This is a genomic window from Angustibacter sp. McL0619 (assembly GCF_049994355.1).
In the GTDB taxonomy this organism is placed as follows: domain Bacteria; phylum Actinomycetota; class Actinomycetes; order Actinomycetales; family Angustibacteraceae; genus Angustibacter.
This window is the reverse complement of the sequence record NZ_CP188257.1, coordinates 3499428-3515409: the sequence shown is the minus strand read 5'-3', so window position 1 is coordinate 3515409 and position 15982 is coordinate 3499428. Positions and strand designations below refer to the sequence as shown.

Sequence of the window (15982 nt, the reverse complement as noted above, 5' to 3'; positions counted from 1 at the left end):
GTCACCCCCGGCTGAGCAACGGCAGAGCCGAGAAGACGTGGTCCTGCCAGATTTGGCGCGATGTCTCCTCCGGGTACGCGACCACCGACGGCTCGGTGACGAAGACCCGGGTCAGGCGTTGTTCGCGATCGTAGGCCGGCCAGCCGGGGTCGCCGTCGTTGGCGAACCTCGTCCACGAGCCACGCAGTTGCGCTGACACGACTTCCGCCTCGGTCAGGTCGTCGCCGAGCAACATCGCCGTCTGGCCGCTGGTCAGGTTGCCGAACACGAGCGGCACGTCGAGGCCGTGGCAGGCGCCCAGCGCGCCCCCCAGGCCCGGTGCGGGCCAGGTCAGCTCGTACACGTGGACCCGGCCGGTATGCGCCTCGGCGAGGTGCAGCGAGGGCATCCGGAAGAGCCAGTCGGAGTGGACCTGGTCGTACAGCTCGTTCGGGCCACCACCGGCTGCACGGTACTGGGCCTCGCCGTCCGGGCCCGGTGCGAACAGGCTCAGCGCGGCCGCCGCCTGTTCCTCGGAGATCTGGCCGAGTGTGCCCTCGATCAGGTCGAACAGCCGCTGCTCGTGACGGACGTGTCCGACGAGCAGGTCGACGTCTCGGGCAGCCCCGCCGGCCAGCGCCGCCCAGGGGTCGGTCGGGAGCGTCGCGCCGTCGACGACGGGACCCAACGGGACCCTGCGGTGCGCGGCCAGGCCCCACCGGTCGGCCCGCTGGCCGATCGTCGCCAGGACCGCGTCAGCGACCGCCGGCAGTGCGTCAGGTGCGACCGAGGCCAGCTCGGCAGGTTGCAGTCCGAGCTCGGCGGCAAAGACACCGGCGATGTCAGTGGCGAGCTCAGGCGTGAGGAACACGCCCGGCATGCTCTGCACGACCGCGCGGCGAAACAGGCCAGCAGCGCTGGGCATCGCCAGCAGCGCGGCCACCGACCCCCCTCCTGCGGACTGGCCGAAGATGGTCACCTGGTCGGGGTCCCCGCCGAACGCGCTGACGTTGTCCCGCAACCATTCCAGCGCCGCGACCTGGTCGAGCAGGCCGCGGTTCGCGGGCGCTCCGTCGATCAGGGCGAAGCCTTCGATGCCCACCCGGTAGTTGAACGTGACGAGGACGACGCCGTCCCGTGCCAACCGGCCGCCGTCGTACTCGGGCAGGCCGGACATACCGAGCATGTAGCCCCCGCCCTGGATCCACACCATCACCGGCAGGTTCGCCGCCGGATCGGACGTCCACACGTTGACCGTGAGCCATCCATCGGGGGCCGCGGCCAGCGCGTCTGTGCCGAACATGGCCGACTGGGGAGGCGGCGGGCCGTACGACTGCGCGTCCCGCGTCCCCTCCCAGCCCTCGACCGGCGCAGGTGCTCCGAACCGCACGGGCAGCTCAGCGAACGGGATGCCCTTGAAGACCGCCACCCCGGACTCCAGCCTGCCGCGCACGGCACCGGCTGCCACCCGGACCACCGGCTCGGCCTCTGTCATCACAGCGTCCCCTTCCCCCGGATGCGGTCGCCACCGAACATCATGGCGACTTCGTTGCGATGCACGCCAACGAAATGTTCGGCCACGACCGGCGGCTCTGCGGCACAGCCGGATCAGTGCAGCGGTCGTGCGCGGCTCTGTGGGCGTCGAACCACCAGGTCAGTTGTGCAGGACGGCGGCGCCGCCGAAGCGTCCGTGCATCAGGTCCGCCATGGCTCGCGGCGCCTGGTCCATCGGATAGGCGACGGTCGTCGCGGCGACGCCGAAGCGCGAAGCCAGCGCGAGGAACTCCTCGCCGTCCTGTCGCGTGTTGGCGGTGACGCTGCGCAGCCTCTTCTCGCGGAAGAGCTCGGCCTCGTACTCGATGGACGGTATGTCCGAGAGCCAGATGCCGGCGACGGCGAGCGTGCCGCCCGGGCCCAGGGCTCGCAGCGCGACCGGAACCAGCTCGCCCGCAGGGGCGAACAGGATCGCGCCGTCGAGGGGTTCAGGCGGTGCGTCGGCGGCCGCGCCCACCGAGTCGACGCCGAGGTCCGTCGCCAGTCGTTGGTTGTGCTCGCCGCGGGTCAGGACGTGCACGCGCAGGCCGAGGTGGAGGGCGACCTGCGCGGTCAGGTGAGCGCTCCCACCGAAGCCGTAGATGCCGAGCGTGCCACCGGCTGGCACGGCTGCGGCCCGCAAGGACCGGTACCCGATGATCCCGGCGCACAGCAGGGGTGCGGCGCTCTCGTCGTCCAGGTCGTCGGCGAGGGCGTACGCGAAGGCCTCGTCAGCCAGGCAGAAGTCCGCATACCCGCCGTCCACGTCCCAACCCGTGAACGTCGAGGCCGCGCAGAGGTTCTCGTCGCCTCGGCGGCAGTACGGGCAGCTGCCGTCGGTCCGGGCGAGCCACGGGACACCGACCCGTTGACCGAGGTCGAAGCGGACGGCCCCAGGGCCGCGCGCCTGCACGACACCGACCACCTCGTGACCTGGTACGACGCCCGGGCGGCGGGGAGGCAGATCGCCTTCGGCGAGGTGGAGGTCGGTCCGGCAGACGCCGCAGCAGCGGACGGCCACCAGGATCTGGCCCTGTCCAGGAGTGGGTTCGGCGCGCTCCACCCGCACAATCGGCCCGTCGTCGATCGGGGCGCAATGGTCCACCACCCATGCGTGCACCGGGTCAGCATCCCATCCGACGGCTCGTCCTGGACGGCCGTCGTCCGCGCGCGGACCCGCCGAGATCGTCAGGTGGTCGTGCCGATGAGGCTGCGATCTCGGCAGGTACGCGTCACCGGCGACGCGTTGTTGCCGAGATCATGTGAAGTGGTGACCGGGTGTCCGGGCGCCGGACGTCGGGAGGCAACATGGCATCGGTTCGATACCTCGTCACGAACGTCGACGAGGCCGTCACGTTCTACGTCGACGGACTCGGGTTCACCGTCGAGCAGCAGTACGGTCCGGCGATCGCGATCCTGCGACGCGACGACCTCACGCTCTGGGTGGCCGGGCCGACCGCCTCGGCGGCCAGGCCGATGCCCGACGGCCGGAAGCCGGGGCCGGGCGGCTGGAACAGGTTCGTCCTGCAGGTCGACGACCTGGCCAGCGTGGTGGCGAGGCTGCGTGAGCGCGGGGTGCCGTTCCGCAACGACATCGTGTCCGGTCCGGGCGGCCAGCAGATTCTCTGCGAGGACCCGTCGGGCAACGTGGTGGAACTGTTCCAGCCTGCCTGAGGCGGGCTGGTCTCAGGCCTCGGCCGATCGCTGCTGAGTTGGTTTGGCAGCCTCGCGCAGCAGAACCTCGTGCTGGGTGCGCGCCAGGTAGTCCCGGATGGTGTCCCGGCTCTTGCTCAGACAGGCGATCCGCGACTCCAGGCCGTGCAGCTCCTCGGCCAGCTGCTCGGCCACCGCGACCGGGCAGGTCTCCTCGTTGCGCGCGGCGGCCTCCTCGGCGTCCAGCAGCACCTTGACCAGCCGGGTCGGCAGGCCGGCCTGCACCAGGCTGGCCACTCGGGACACCCGCTCCACGTGGTCCTCGCTGTAGCTGCGGTACCCGTTGTCCGAGCGCGGCGGCGCGAGCAGACCCTGCTGCTCGTAGTAGCGGATCAGCCGGGGCGCGACCTCGCTGCGCTGGGCCAGCTCGCCGATCTTCATCGCTCGTTACCTCGCAGGCTTGACATTGACATTAGTGTCAGAGTTTAGCGTCGATCGTATGAGTACGACATTCGTCCGGGCCACGCCCACCGAAGCCGTGACCAGCAGTTCCACAGAGCGCCTGCCCTGGCCCAGCTTGCTCGTGCTGGGCGTCGCGACCTTCACCATGGTGAGCGCAGAGATGCTGCCGACCGCGGTGCTCGTGCCGATGAGCCAGGGCCTCGGCGTGGCGGACTCCCAGGCCGCGCAGCTCGTCTCGCTCTGGGCAGCCGTGGTCGTCGTCGCGAGCTTCCCGCTGGTGGCGCTGACCCGCCGGTTCGACCGCCGTGGCGTCGTCGTCACGGCCATGCTCGTGCTGGCTGCCTCGGCAGGACTGACGGCCCTGGCGCCCAGCTACGACACCGCAGTCGCGGCCCGGCTGCTGGGCGCGGGCGCGGTCGGGCTGCTGTGGGCGACGGTCAACGCACACCTGGCCGACCTGGTCCCCGAGCGTCTGCTGGGCGCGGCGATCTCGGTGGTGCTCGGCGGCGCCACCCTCGGCATGGTGCTGGGCACGCCCGTCGCGCGTCTGGTCGCCGACCTCGCGGGCTGGCGCACCTCCTTCGCCGTCCTCGGCGGGTTCGCCGTGGTCGTCGCCGTCCTGGTCCGCGCGGTGGTGGCCCCGGGACGTCGGACCACCCGTACCGCTGCGGCGCGGACCGACAACGCGCATCATCGGTCGATCGCACCGTTGCTCGCCCTGACCGGACTGGTGGCGCTCATGCTCGTCGGCCACTACGGCGCCTTCACCTTCATCACGCTGCTGGCCCCGGTCGACGCACTTCCCGGTGGGACCAGCACGCTGCTCCTGGGTTTCGGTGTCGCCTCGGTGGTCGGCATCGCCGTCGCCGGCCGGGTGCACGAGCAGACCCGCACTGCCCTGGTCATCTCGGTCGCCGCGACCGCGGCCACCCTGGTCACAGTGCGAGCGGCCGACGGGCACGCGATCGTCGGACTGCTGGCCGTGCTCGCCTGGGGAGTCGCATCCGGCGCTCTGCCGGCGTTGGCCCAGACCGAGATCATGCGCCGCGCCGGGACCGAGCACCGCGCCACCGCTGGCGCCCTGATCCCGGTCCTGTTCAACGGCGGAATCGCGGTCGGAGCGGCGCTGGCGTCGGTGCTGGCCGCCGCGAGCGGTGTCGGCGCGATCCCGCTGCCTGCGGCCGCCGTCGTCCTGGCGGCCGCAGCCGGGCTCGTCGTCGTGCGGCGCTGAGCAGTCCGCACCGCAGCTCAGCGTCGGCTCGGCGATCTCGGCCTTGACCGCCGGCTCTGCTCGGTATCGGGTCGCCGGCTGGCGGGTTGCCCGTTCGGGCAGCCGGTCGTGCCCCGAGGCCGGCCTGACCGTCCGGGGTGCCGCGAACCCGCAGCCGCGACCCTCGAACCATGGGCGGCGCACGCCGGACGGTTGATGGTGCGCGAGCGATCGTGGGTGGCGCGCTCGCGAAGGGGAACCGACAAGCAGGAGGCGGACCTTCCGCCCCCGCGGTCGGCGCGCGCGCTCTTCTGGCGATGCAGCGCAGTGCCGGCAACTCCGCCGTGAACGCCCTCATGGCCGCCCGCCTCAGGTTTCCCGGGGAGGAGGCGAGGGCGGACATCGACGAGGGGCTACGAGAGCTGCGCAAGGACGAGCCGGCGGTCGACCCGCTCGAGAAGGGGCTCAAGGCGGCGAAGGAGTTGGGGATCCCCGTCGATCTCGAGGGGATCCGGCCCCCGGCGTCCGCCCTCGCGGTCACCACCACCGGCTTCGGACCTGAGGCGGTCGGGGCCAAGAAGCCGGTGCCACCTCCCAAGCCGGTACCGGCCGCCAGCCCACTGGGAAAGGCAGCCGCCAAGGGCGCGAAGCCGGTCGGGGGCGGTCCCGGCAGTGCCGCCCCGGCACCTGAGATGACTGCGGTCGCAGCTGCGGCCGAGCCCGCCGCCCTGTCCGGCGAAGAGCTCCTGCAGCCGCCGGTCGAGCCACCAGGCGTGGAACCCGCGAGCGACCCAGCCTTCACCAGCGTCACGAAGAACGTGAAGACGTTCGCCAAGGCGAAGCGCGCGCACCCACCTGCGGCCTCGAAGGCCAAGGAGGCGCAGGATGCGGCTCTCGCACCGACGGACGACCTCACCGGTCAGGCCAAGGCGGCCAAGGCCGACACGATGGACGCGCAGCAACCGGGCAGCTTCGACAAGAAGGCGTTCATCGCCTCGGTCAAGGCAGCCATCGAGGCGAAGTCGCCGAAGACCCTGAAAGAGGCGGACGACTACAAGGAGTCGGGCAAGGCGCGCGAGGTCAAAGGCGAGGTCAAGGGTCTGGTCACGCAAGGCAAGGAGGGGCAGGCCAAGGACATCGAGGCGGCCACCGAGGCGCCACCGGACCAGTCGACGGCCGTGCCGAAGCCGGTGACGCCGATGGGACCGGAGCCGCCGGGTTCGGCGGTGCCGATCCCGGCCGCCGGTGCGGTGCCCAAGCCGGCCCCGCCCGAGCAGCTGAACCTCGAGGCTGGAAAGCACCAGGCCAACCAGGAGCTGGCCGACGGCGAGGTCTCGGAGGAGCAGCTCGCGGACTCGGGTGAGCCGCAGTTCGAGCAGGCGCTCGTCGACAAGAAAAAAGCGGCCGAGCACGCAGACACCGCTCCGGGGGAGTACCGCAAGCAGGAGCAGCAGGTCATCGAGCAGGGCAGGACCGACGCCGCGACGGAGACCAAGGAGGGCGTCGAAGGTATGCAGGGCGCCAAGGGCGCTGCCTTGGCAAAGTTGGTCGCGGACAAGGGAAAGACCAAGTCGAAGGACGAGCAGAAGCGCGCCGAGGTCACGGCGAAGATCCAGTCGATCTTCAACGCCACCGAGACTGCTGTGAAGGAGATCCTGGACGGGATCGATCCCAAGGTAGAGAAGGAGTTCGAGGACGGCGAGAAGTCCGCCCGTGCGACGTTCGAGAACTACGTGTCGGCCAAGATGTCGGCGTACAAGGAGGACCGGTACGGCGGCTGGACCGGCAAGTTCCGCTGGCTCAGGGACAAGATCCGTGGGATGCCGGACAAGGTTAACGAGTTCTACGTGGCCGGGCGTGAGCTGTACCTCGAGAAGATGAACGTCACCATCGCCCGTGTCGCCGACATCGTCGGGGGCGACCTGACGGCTGCGAAGAAGCGGATCGCGTCCGGCAAGCTCGAGATCTCGACCTACGTGAAGAGCCTGCCGAACGACTTGAAGAAGGTCGGGTCCGAGGCCTCGCAGGAGATCGGCGAGCGGTTCGAGCAGCTGGAGAGTGAGGTCGACTCGAAGCAGGAGTCGGTCGTCGACACCCTCGCCACGAAGTACGTCGCCGCACGCAAGGGGCTCGACGAGCGGATCGAAGAGCTGCAGGCCGAGAACCGGGGCCTGGTCGACAAGGTGATCGGCGCGATCAAGGCGATCGTCAACACGATCCGCGAGCTCGTCGCGATGCTCAAGAACGTGCTCGCCCGGGTGGCCGGCGTCGTCGGCGACATCATCAAGCACCCGGTTCGGTTCCTGGGCAACCTGATCGACGGAATCAAGAGCGGCATCAACCGGTTCAAGGACAACTTCCTCGGCCACCTGCGCAAGGGGCTGCTGTCGTGGCTATTCGGCGCGCTGGCCGAGGGCGGCGTCGAGCTGCCGGACACGTTCGACCTCAAGGGCGTCATCAAGCTGCTGGCTTCGCTGTTCGGCCTGACCTGGCGCTTCATTCGCGACCGCATCGTCAAGCAGATCGGCGAGAAGGCGATGGCGGCGGTCGAGAAGGGTGTCGACATCTTCCAGAAGCTGGCGGCTGGAGGCGTCGGCGCGCTGTGGGAGATGTTGCTGGAGAAGCTCGGCGACATCAAGGAGATGATCCTCGAGCAGGTCAAGGACTTCGTGCTGACGAAGATCATCACCGCTGGCATCACCTGGCTGATCAGCCTGCTCAACCCGGCCGCCGCGTTCATCAAGGCCTGCAAGCTGATCTACGACGTGGTGATGTTCTTCGTCGACAACGCCAGCCGGATCGCCAAGTTCGTCAATACGATCCTCGACTCGGTCGCGGACATCGTGCGTGGCAACATCAGTGGCGTCGCGGCCAAGATCGAGGACGTCCTCGGCCAGATGGTGCCGATCATCATCGGCTTCCTGGCGAGCGTGATCGGGCTGGGCGGGATCGGGGCGAAGATCCGCGAGATCGTCCAGAAGCTGCAGAAGCCGGTCGCCAAGGCTCTCGACTTCGTGATCAAGACCGGGCTCAAGCTGGCCGGTCCGGTCATCCGGGGTGTCAAGGGCATCGCCGGGAAGGTGAAGTCGAAGGTCGCTACCGGCAAGGCCTGGGTGAAGGGCAAGGCCGAGGCGGGCAAGCAGTGGGTCAAGGGCAAGTGGGAAGGGTTGCGACGTCGTGTCCCCTGGGCAGGCGAAAGCCACACCGTCATTGCGACGGAGGGTGGCAATCCGCGCTTGCTCATGCAGTCAGCAGAGCGAGACGCGGTTGACAACATGAAGGACGAGGTCGACCGCGCCGCCCAGTCCAAGAATCCAGATCGATTGCGTGAGGCGTGGGAAATGTTGGCTGCGGCTATGGATGCCGAGCAGAAGGTCAAGTCTGCGGGTAAGACCAAGGACGCTAACGCGATCGCCGTGGCCAAGGCGCACTTCGGTCGCTTCCTTGCAGCGCTGCGTGACTACGCAGCGAAGTGGGGCCGTCGCAAGGGGATGCTCGTGCCGGAAGCGGAGCTGAAGGAGGGCTCGATCCGGCCATACAATCTCCAGGCCCGTGGCGGCAAGGGCGAGTTCGAGCATGAGCACATTGTTCCCGGCGCGCTCTTCGCAGCTTGGTTGGGCTTGGAGCGCGCGTCGGCAGCTATCAACGCGATGTACGCCAACATGATGACTGTCACCTGGAAGTTCAAGGCGGCTCGAATCAAGACCTCCTCAGACTTGGCGATGATCAGTGCAATGAAGGCGAAGAGGGACGCGTTCCTATCCCGGCCAGAGGTTGCGCTGGAACTGAAGAAGCGGGGTCGCTGGGCACCCGGCGAGATTCTCCCCAACCCATCGGAGCTGTTCGGCTCCCTGGACGACCTGAAAGACGACCGGGTCAAGGCAAGCGTCTCGGCCGCGTCGGCTGCCGGCTCCAAGGTCACGCGTGCGCAGATCGAGGCGACCGCCGGCGCACAGTTGGTGAACCTAAAGGCGCTGCTCGGACAACTTCTCAGCAACGGTGCCAGACGCAACGAAGACGATCGTACTCTGCAACAGAAATGGGCTGCTGTCGACGGCGCGGTTGCCGAGGTAGAGGCGGTCATGGACAAGTCGGGTTCCAGCCGCGAAACCGTGGCGACCGCACTGGGGCCGATCAAGGACAAGTATCGGCTGACCACTATCAAGATCGTCGAGGGGGCGAAGGGCACCTTCCGTGTCTATGTAGAGCTCAATCCACGGCGCAACACAAAGGACAAGGACGGCTCCGGGGAGTTCAGCCTTGCCCCTGGTGGTTACCCGGCTTGGGAGGGAACGGAAATTCCGACCACCACGAATCAAGGGACGCCAGGTCCCGCCGCAGATGTCCACCTCCTCACTCGACACGTCCAAATCACCCGGGAGGGCCTCCGGCAGCGCGTCGGCGGCGTTCCGGTTGCGTCCGCAGCTCCTGGGGGGCCTGTGCGAGCCGTGCCGGAAGGGCTAGGTGATCGCTTGGTGGGTCAAGCCAGCCGTTTCCTGTCCGAGAAGGTGATGCGCGAGAGTTTGGACGAGGCCATCGCGGGCAACGGCTCCAGGATTCAGAAGGCGTTCAATGCGCCAGGGGTTGCTATCGGCGAGAACCTTTCGATCACATGGAACTGTCGACGTCGCATCGGCGAGGCCTACCGGGTTATGGAGCGCCGTCAGAACACCCCCAACGCCAATCCGCAGGCCTGGCAGGGCTATGACCAGAACCCATTGAACGCGCCAGTTCGACGCGTCGAGGAAGTGACGGGGGTGCTCAAGGAGGTTCAGGCAATTCTGCGCGTCACGGATGTGAAGAATCGACATTTCGTTGTCCAGACGGCCTTTCCCGTATGAGGCAGGTGCCGGGACACGATGTCGAGGAAGGGGAGAACACCGCCCCTGGACGGCACGTGACGGCGCCGCATCCGGACCTGAATGCGCATGGTCGGCCGGGCCGGGATCGTCGTTACAGGCATGTCCGGCAGCGCACGCGCACCAAAGCGTGATGCGAGAACGCCGGCATCCGGGGTGCAGCCGGACTGAACGGCTGAACCAACGCTCCGCGTCCGTACGTACCCTCGGGGATCGTGGCAACTTCGCGTCGCCGGTGATGCGAAGTTGCCACGATGCGCCGAGACGCGGCCGGGGGCGCCAGCATGGCGCCGGTGCCGTGGCGAGCCGCCCGCCACGGCCCCCGTCGCGTCGGTTTCTGCGCGATCGCCTCAGGATCGCGGCAGGTACGCGTCGCCGGTGACGTGTAGCTGCCGAGATCCGCGGTCAGTGAGTCAGCTCTCGCGCAGGAGCTGCGCAAGTTGCTTGCGGCGCAACGTGATCGACTCGACCTGGGTCACCGCGAGCACGGCCACCAGCAGCGCGGCCACAACTGCCGCCGTCCACCAAGGCACCATGACTACCGGCGCCAGGGTCTGCCCCGTGATTCGCTCGAGCGCCAACGGCGCGAACATCGTTGCAGCGCACCCGATACCGAGCGCCAACCCCGTGACCGCGCCCAGCAGCACCGGTGGCACGAGCTCGCCGCCGAGCACCCGCCGCATCTCGTCCGCACGCAACCCCAAGGAGCGCAGCCGTCCCAACGACTCGCCACGCACCGGTGCGTCGACCCACGCCGCGAGCACGATCGAGAGGATCGCGAACAGCAGCAGCAGCGCGCCGCAGGCAACCGCCAGGCGATGCAGCCCCGAGGCCAGCGGCGCGTCCCGTCGGGCCTGCAGCACGTCGTCGCGCAGGACCACCGTGCCGCCGCGCGCGGCAGCCGCCTCGATGGCGCTCGCCGCACCCGGCCCGACCGCCCACACCGTCCCCGGATCCGCGACCGCGCCGGTGGCCGCGAACGCCTCGGCGTCGACCACGACGACCGGGTCCTGTCCGGTGCCGACGGCAGGCGCGGTGCCCACCACGTTCAGCGGCAGACGCGTGTCGTCCCAACCGATCCGCAGCCCTTCGCGCAGCGCGGGATCGCCTCCGCGCAGCAGCGCCAACGTACCCGGCCCGCGGGCGCGCAACCGGGCGAGCTGTGGCGCGTCGGGCAGCGGGCTCGCCGCGAGCAGCCGCTCGAACGCGGCCGAGTCGACGACGACCAGGCGCACCACCGCCGACGTCTGCGCGGAGGCCGCGGGGACGCCGTCGGCGACCCTGGCCGCCACCGCCCCACGTACGCCCGGCGCCGCGGCCACCGCCTCGGCGACCTGCTGGACGGCACCGTCCGGGTCGGTCTGCAGCCGGGCGTCGGCGCCGACCTGCAGCCACGCTCCAGCCGCTTGCCCGTGCTGTTCGGTGGCAGCCAGGGCCAGGCAGAGCGTGAGCTGCGCGGTGGTCGCCACCACGATGAGGAAGGGCAGCGCACGGGTCGCCGTCCGGGCCGCACCGGCCGCCGCGAACAGCGGGACACCGCGCGACGAGCGTCGAGAACGGGCGAGCGCGAAGCTCACCGCCAGTGGCACGAGGCGCAGCACCACGACGGCGCCCAGGATGGTCAACCAGATCGGCGCGCTGGCCGACAGCAGGTCCGCGCCCGACCCCTGGCCCCCACCGGACAGCACACCACGCTGCTGCAGCGCGACGAAAGACGCCGCCGCCACCAGCGCGACGGCAGTCTCCACGAGGATCCGCCGCACCTGCTGGGCGCGCGCCGCGGTGCGCCGGGCGGACCGGTTGGCCGGCACCCGACGTCGGGTGGCTCGAGCGGCGAGCAGCACGCCCAGGACCGGTCCGGCGAACGCCGCGACGACCAGCACGGGCACCGTCCAGGTCACGGACACCCCGCCCACGAGCACCTGCGCAGCTGCCACCCCGACCGCCGTTCCGGCGACCGCGACCGCGCCGGCCTCGACGAAGAGCTCGGTGCCGATGCCGAGCAGGGCCGCACCGCGTTCGCGCTCGAGGACCAGCGCACCGGTCCGCCGCCGCACCAGCAGTTGAGCGGCCAGGACCAGGACGAGCCCGGCGCAGGTGAGCAGTCCGACCAGCAGCACCGTCGCCTGGGCCCGAGCCGCCGTCACTTGCGAGTGGGCGTCCAGCAGCACCCGGTCGAGCAGGCTGTCCCAGTACTCCCCGGTGCTGCCGTCGGCGTTGCCCACAGCCGACGCCTTGAGTCCTACCACGGACTGCACCAACGACTCGGTGTCGCGAAAACGCAGCTGCTCGGGCTGCGGCGTGAACACGACCCGGCGGACCAGGTCGTCGAACGGGACGGCGAGCCGCAGGTCCGGCAGCGATTCGTCAAGCACCAGCGCCGCCGCCGAGGAGCGGGGCAGCTTCGACGACCGCCCGCGAACGGGGTGCAGCAGCTGCGGCGCGGCCTGCCACGCGGCGTCACGTGGGTCGGTCGCGGTGTAGATGCCACTGATCACCACGGAGACCCGACGGAACTGCTCGTCCTCGGCGTCGAACCGGTCCCCGGGCCGCAGTCCGAGGGTGTCGGCCGCGGCCTGCGACAGAGCGACCTGCACCGGCCAGGTCCCGTCGGTCGAGATCGACACCGAGGAGCTCCCGGCCGACCCGCTCGCGCGCGGCGGGCCACCCGACGTCCAAGTGACCGCCGGCGCACCGCGCGGCCCGACCACGTAGGCCAGCCGCAGGAACTGCCCGGGCGCCTCGCGAAGCACGTGCAGCTCAGTGCTGCTGACGCTCGCTACTCCCGGCCGGACCACGGCGTCCAGACCACGCGGCAGCTGCAGCCTGGCCAGCGCTGCGGCTTGCCGCACCTGCGCCACCGACCCGGGATCGCGCACCCGCGTCGGCGACCGGGTGTCGTCCTCGAACGGGATCGTGGCGACCAGGTCGCCGTCCGAGCCGGACTGTCGGACGGTGTCCGCGACCGCCCGGTCGGAAGTGTGCTCGGCCGCGGGCGGGACGGCGGCCGAGAGCAGACCGGTGAGGGCCACCACGCCCGCGACGAACAGCAGCAGGAGGACGTCGGCCCGGGCACGGCCGGCAACGCTGGGGCGGTGCAGCCGCAACGGGTTCATGCGTCACCCACTCGCAGGTGCGCGGTGTCGGACCGGCGGACCTGGACACCCGCGACCAGCGCGGTCACCGCCAGGCAGCCCAGCACGAGGCCGAGCACCAGTGACGCCTCGGTGGGCCAGGGCCACCGGGCCAGCACGGGCTGGGCCGGTGCGCCGCCGAGGTCGGAGCGCACCAGACTCGGTCCGAGAGCCAGCGACGCGCCGGCGCCCACGAGCGCGCCGATCACGACCAGCAGCGTGAGCACGGCACCGTGCTGGGTGACCAGCAGCCGCAGCACCTCGCGTCTGGTCAGGCCGAGCGCTCGCAAGCGGGCGAGCTCGACGGCCCGGGACTCCAGGTCGGCGGTCAGCAGCAGGGCCGTGCCAGCCAGCAGCAGCAGCCCGGCGGCGACCACGAGGGTCACCAGCGCGGCGGTCACGCTGACCCGCAACGGCCCGCGAGCCAGCTGCGCCGCCACCTCGCGGCGCGTCGTGACGTCGCCCAGATCCAGCGCGGCGACGGCTCGCGCGGCGTTGGGCGACGGATGCCCGACCCACCACGCGTCGACGACGGGCTCCAGCTCACCGGCCCCGATCAGCGTGCGGGACAACGTGTCCGCGTCGGCCAGCAGGGCGACCTGACCGGGCGCGGACGGCACGGACGGCACGATCGCGACGACCTTGACCGGGACGTCGATGGTGCCGACGCTCGCGGTGAACCCGCCGCCGACCTTGGTGCCCACCGAGTCCGCGAGCTGCTGGGACACCGCGACCGGCAGCGTGGTCGGTGGCTCGAACGCAGTGGCCAGCAGGTCGGTCTGCGCGTAGGTGAGCTCGGCGACAGACAGCCGGGTCGACGCCCGGACCACCGCGTCACCACCGTCCTCGTCCACCGCGACCGCGGTCGAGGTCGCCGCCGTCGGCAGGTCTCCCAGGCTGCGCGCCGTCCACCGGGACGCCGCCGAGCCCGCGCCGGGGACCCGCACCGAGACCGAGATGTCACCGGCATCGTCGACCGCGGCGGCCTGCTGGCCGGCAGACAACCCCAGCTCCATCGCCACGAGCCGCTGCCCCGGCCCGACCGCGGTCCGCCACCGCAGCCGGTGCGGCCGCCCGTCGAGCGGCACGGGGTCGCCGGACAGCGTGCTGCGCAGGCCGGACCGGTCCTGCACGACCAAGGTCGGCGCCGCCGTGACCTGCGCCCCGGCCGGGGCGCTGCCGCTGAGGGTCAGACCGGGCGCCCCATCGGGCAGCGGGAGGCCGACCACCTCGTCGTTGGCGGCGAGCGCCGCGCCCACCTGGGCCCAGGTGCGCCGTCCGTCCAGCCGGCCGCGCAGCAGCGCGCCGGCCTGTTGCGCGTCGACCGCCACCAGCTCCGGAGCGGCCTGCCGCTCGCCGACGAACTGGCCGAGCGCGACCGGTCGAGCGGTGACCGCAGACACCACGCCGCCACCCGCCGCTGCGGCCACTGCCGCCGCGTCGCTGCTGGTCGGTGGTGCGGTGAGCGCGACCGCCAGGTCGGTGCCCACCTGCAGCGCGGCCTGATCCACCTGCGAGCGCTCCCACGTCGCGTGCAGCGAGAGCCCGAACGTGCTGGCCGCGGCCGCCACCGCGAGCAGCACCGAGGCGGTGACGGCGTGCGGACGGCGGGCGGCCTCGAAGACCGCCAGTGGCAGCACCAGTGCCCGGGCCCTGCGGGCCGGTCGGCTGGCCAGGTCCAGCAACGGTGGCACGCACCGGACCGCGACGACAGCTGCGGCGAGCACGCAGAGCACCGGCGCCACGATGCGCACCAGATCGCCGCTGCTCGCACTGCCCGACGGTTGGGACCGCACCTGCCACCAGCCGACCGCGGCCAGCCCGAGTAGCAGGACGTCCAGCCCGGATCGGCCGGCCAGGGCGAGCCGTCCGCGGCCCGGCGGCGCCACCTGAGTCGACTCCGCGCGCAGCGACGGAAGCACCAGCGCGCAGGCCAGCAGAAGTGCGCTGAGCGTCACGGTCAGCACCAGCCCCGCAGTGACGGCGGGTGGCTGGGTCAGCCCGGCCGCGGCGAGGGCCGGGAGTCGGGTCAACGCAGCGTGCGCGAGCGCGGACGCCGGGACCGCGAGCAACGCCGCCACCGCGGCGAGCAGCGCCGCCTCGGTCGTGGCACCGGCGAGGAGCTGACGCCGGTCCGACCCGAAGGTGACCAGCAGGGCGCGCTCGTCGGAGCGCAGTACGGTCAGCAGCCGCCCGGCGAGCAGCAGCGCGGCGACGGCGAGCGTCGTGCCGAGCAGGACGACGACCAGGACGGTGGACCGGGTCGCCGTCTGCTGCGCGCGGATGAGGTCGACGGTGCTTGGCAGGTCCGAGGCGACCCGGCTGATCCGGGCCCGGCCCTCCAGCTTCGCGGACAGCCTGGCGTCGGCGGCATCGACCGAGGTCGCCACGGCACCCAGCGATTCTTCGGTGACGCCGGTCCGGGAGGGGCGTCCGGTGACCTGCAGTGCGTCCAGGGTCGACCCACTGGCCAGCAGCGCGTCGTCGTCCAGCATGAACGGCCCGTACGTCGGTGTGCTGGCCCGGCCGTCGTTGTACGCGGCCGCGAAACCCTTGCCGGACAACGGGTCCCGCTCCCAACCGTGCCTCGACCGAGGCCGGAAGGTGCCCACCACGACGACGGTCACCGGACGTTCGACGCCGGTGATCCCGGTCTCGCGGCCGAGCCTGACCCGCTGGCCGAGCCCCAGGTGCAGCAGGCGTGCCGGGGCCTCCGGGACGACGGCCTGCGGCGCCGCGGTCGACGGACCGGGCTGCGGCCAGTGGCCCGCGGTCAGCACCGCCCGGTCGGCCAGGTCGTCGCCGCTGCCGAGGTACGCGCGCCGGTCAGGGCCGCCGAGCTGGCGCAACGCCGAGACCGCGTTGGTCGTGGTCGTTGACGCTATTGGAGCCAACGCCGAGCTGATCACCGCCCGGCTGGCCTCGCCGGCCGAGCGGGCGTCCTTGCTCGGCACGGTGACCAGGAAGGCCGTCACGTCCAGCGCAGCTGGCTCCGCCTGCTGCACCCCCTTGGCGAACGCCCGGTCCTGCGTCCGGCTCAGCAGCAGCGCACACACCCCGAGCACCGTCGCCCCGACCGTGACGAGGGCGACGACCCCGGCGAGCAGACGCCACTGGACGACGGCCCGTCGCGCGACCAGCCTCAGCACCGA

The 15982-nt window shown here is 71.1% G+C and carries 8 protein-coding genes; 3 read left to right on the top strand and 5 right to left on the bottom strand.

Annotation, left to right across the window (positions count from 1 at the left end):
• Position 1: 1 nt before the first annotated feature.
• Positions 2–1474, bottom strand: a complete 1473-nt coding sequence (locus tag ACPPVT_RS16290) for a carboxylesterase/lipase family protein (protein WP_426562044.1) — start codon at positions 1472–1474, stop codon at positions 2–4.
• Positions 1475–1633: 159 nt separating this feature from the next.
• Positions 1634–2632: a zinc-dependent alcohol dehydrogenase family protein gene (locus ACPPVT_RS16285; RefSeq protein ID WP_426562042.1), complete on the bottom strand. Its 999-nt coding sequence runs from the start codon at positions 2630–2632 to the stop codon at positions 1634–1636.
• Positions 2633–2820: 188 nt separating this feature from the next.
• On the opposite strand from ACPPVT_RS16285, the gene ACPPVT_RS16280 reads away from it, so the two are divergent.
• The gene (locus ACPPVT_RS16280) at positions 2821–3186 is read left to right on the top strand and encodes a VOC family protein (RefSeq protein WP_426562040.1); all 366 of its coding nucleotides are present in this window, start codon (positions 2821–2823) and stop codon (positions 3184–3186) included.
• 12 nt (positions 3187–3198) lie between these two features.
• On the opposite strand, the gene ACPPVT_RS16275 is transcribed toward ACPPVT_RS16280, so the two are convergent.
• Positions 3199–3606, bottom strand: a complete 408-nt coding sequence (locus ACPPVT_RS16275; protein ID WP_426562038.1) for a MerR family transcriptional regulator — start codon at positions 3604–3606, stop codon at positions 3199–3201.
• A gap of 58 nt (positions 3607–3664) precedes the next feature.
• On the opposite strand from ACPPVT_RS16275, the gene ACPPVT_RS16270 reads away from it, so the two are divergent.
• Both ACPPVT_RS16270 and ACPPVT_RS16265 read left to right on the top strand, forming a co-directional pair.
• A complete protein-coding gene (locus ACPPVT_RS16270; protein ID WP_426562036.1) occupies positions 3665–4858 on the top strand; it encodes an MFS transporter in 1194 nt (397 codons plus the stop codon).
• A 170-nt stretch (positions 4859–5028) separates the two neighbouring features.
• Positions 5029–9678, top strand: a complete 4650-nt coding sequence (locus ACPPVT_RS16265; protein WP_426562034.1) for a phage tail protein — start codon at positions 5029–5031, stop codon at positions 9676–9678.
• A gap of 431 nt (positions 9679–10109) precedes the next feature.
• Here ACPPVT_RS16265 and ACPPVT_RS16260 read toward each other — a convergent pair whose 3' ends face one another.
• Together ACPPVT_RS16260 and ACPPVT_RS16255 are read right to left on the bottom strand one after the other, a co-directional pair.
• The gene (locus ACPPVT_RS16260; protein ID WP_426562032.1) at positions 10110–12812 is read right to left on the bottom strand and encodes an FtsX-like permease family protein; all 2703 of its coding nucleotides are present in this window, start codon (positions 12810–12812) and stop codon (positions 10110–10112) included.
• Positions 12809–15979, bottom strand: coding sequence for an FtsX-like permease family protein (locus tag ACPPVT_RS16255; protein WP_426562030.1), 3171 nt, complete (start codon positions 15977–15979; stop codon positions 12809–12811). The genes ACPPVT_RS16260 and ACPPVT_RS16255 overlap by 4 nt, the downstream gene beginning before the upstream one ends.
• Between the last annotated feature and the right edge of the window lie 3 nt (positions 15980–15982).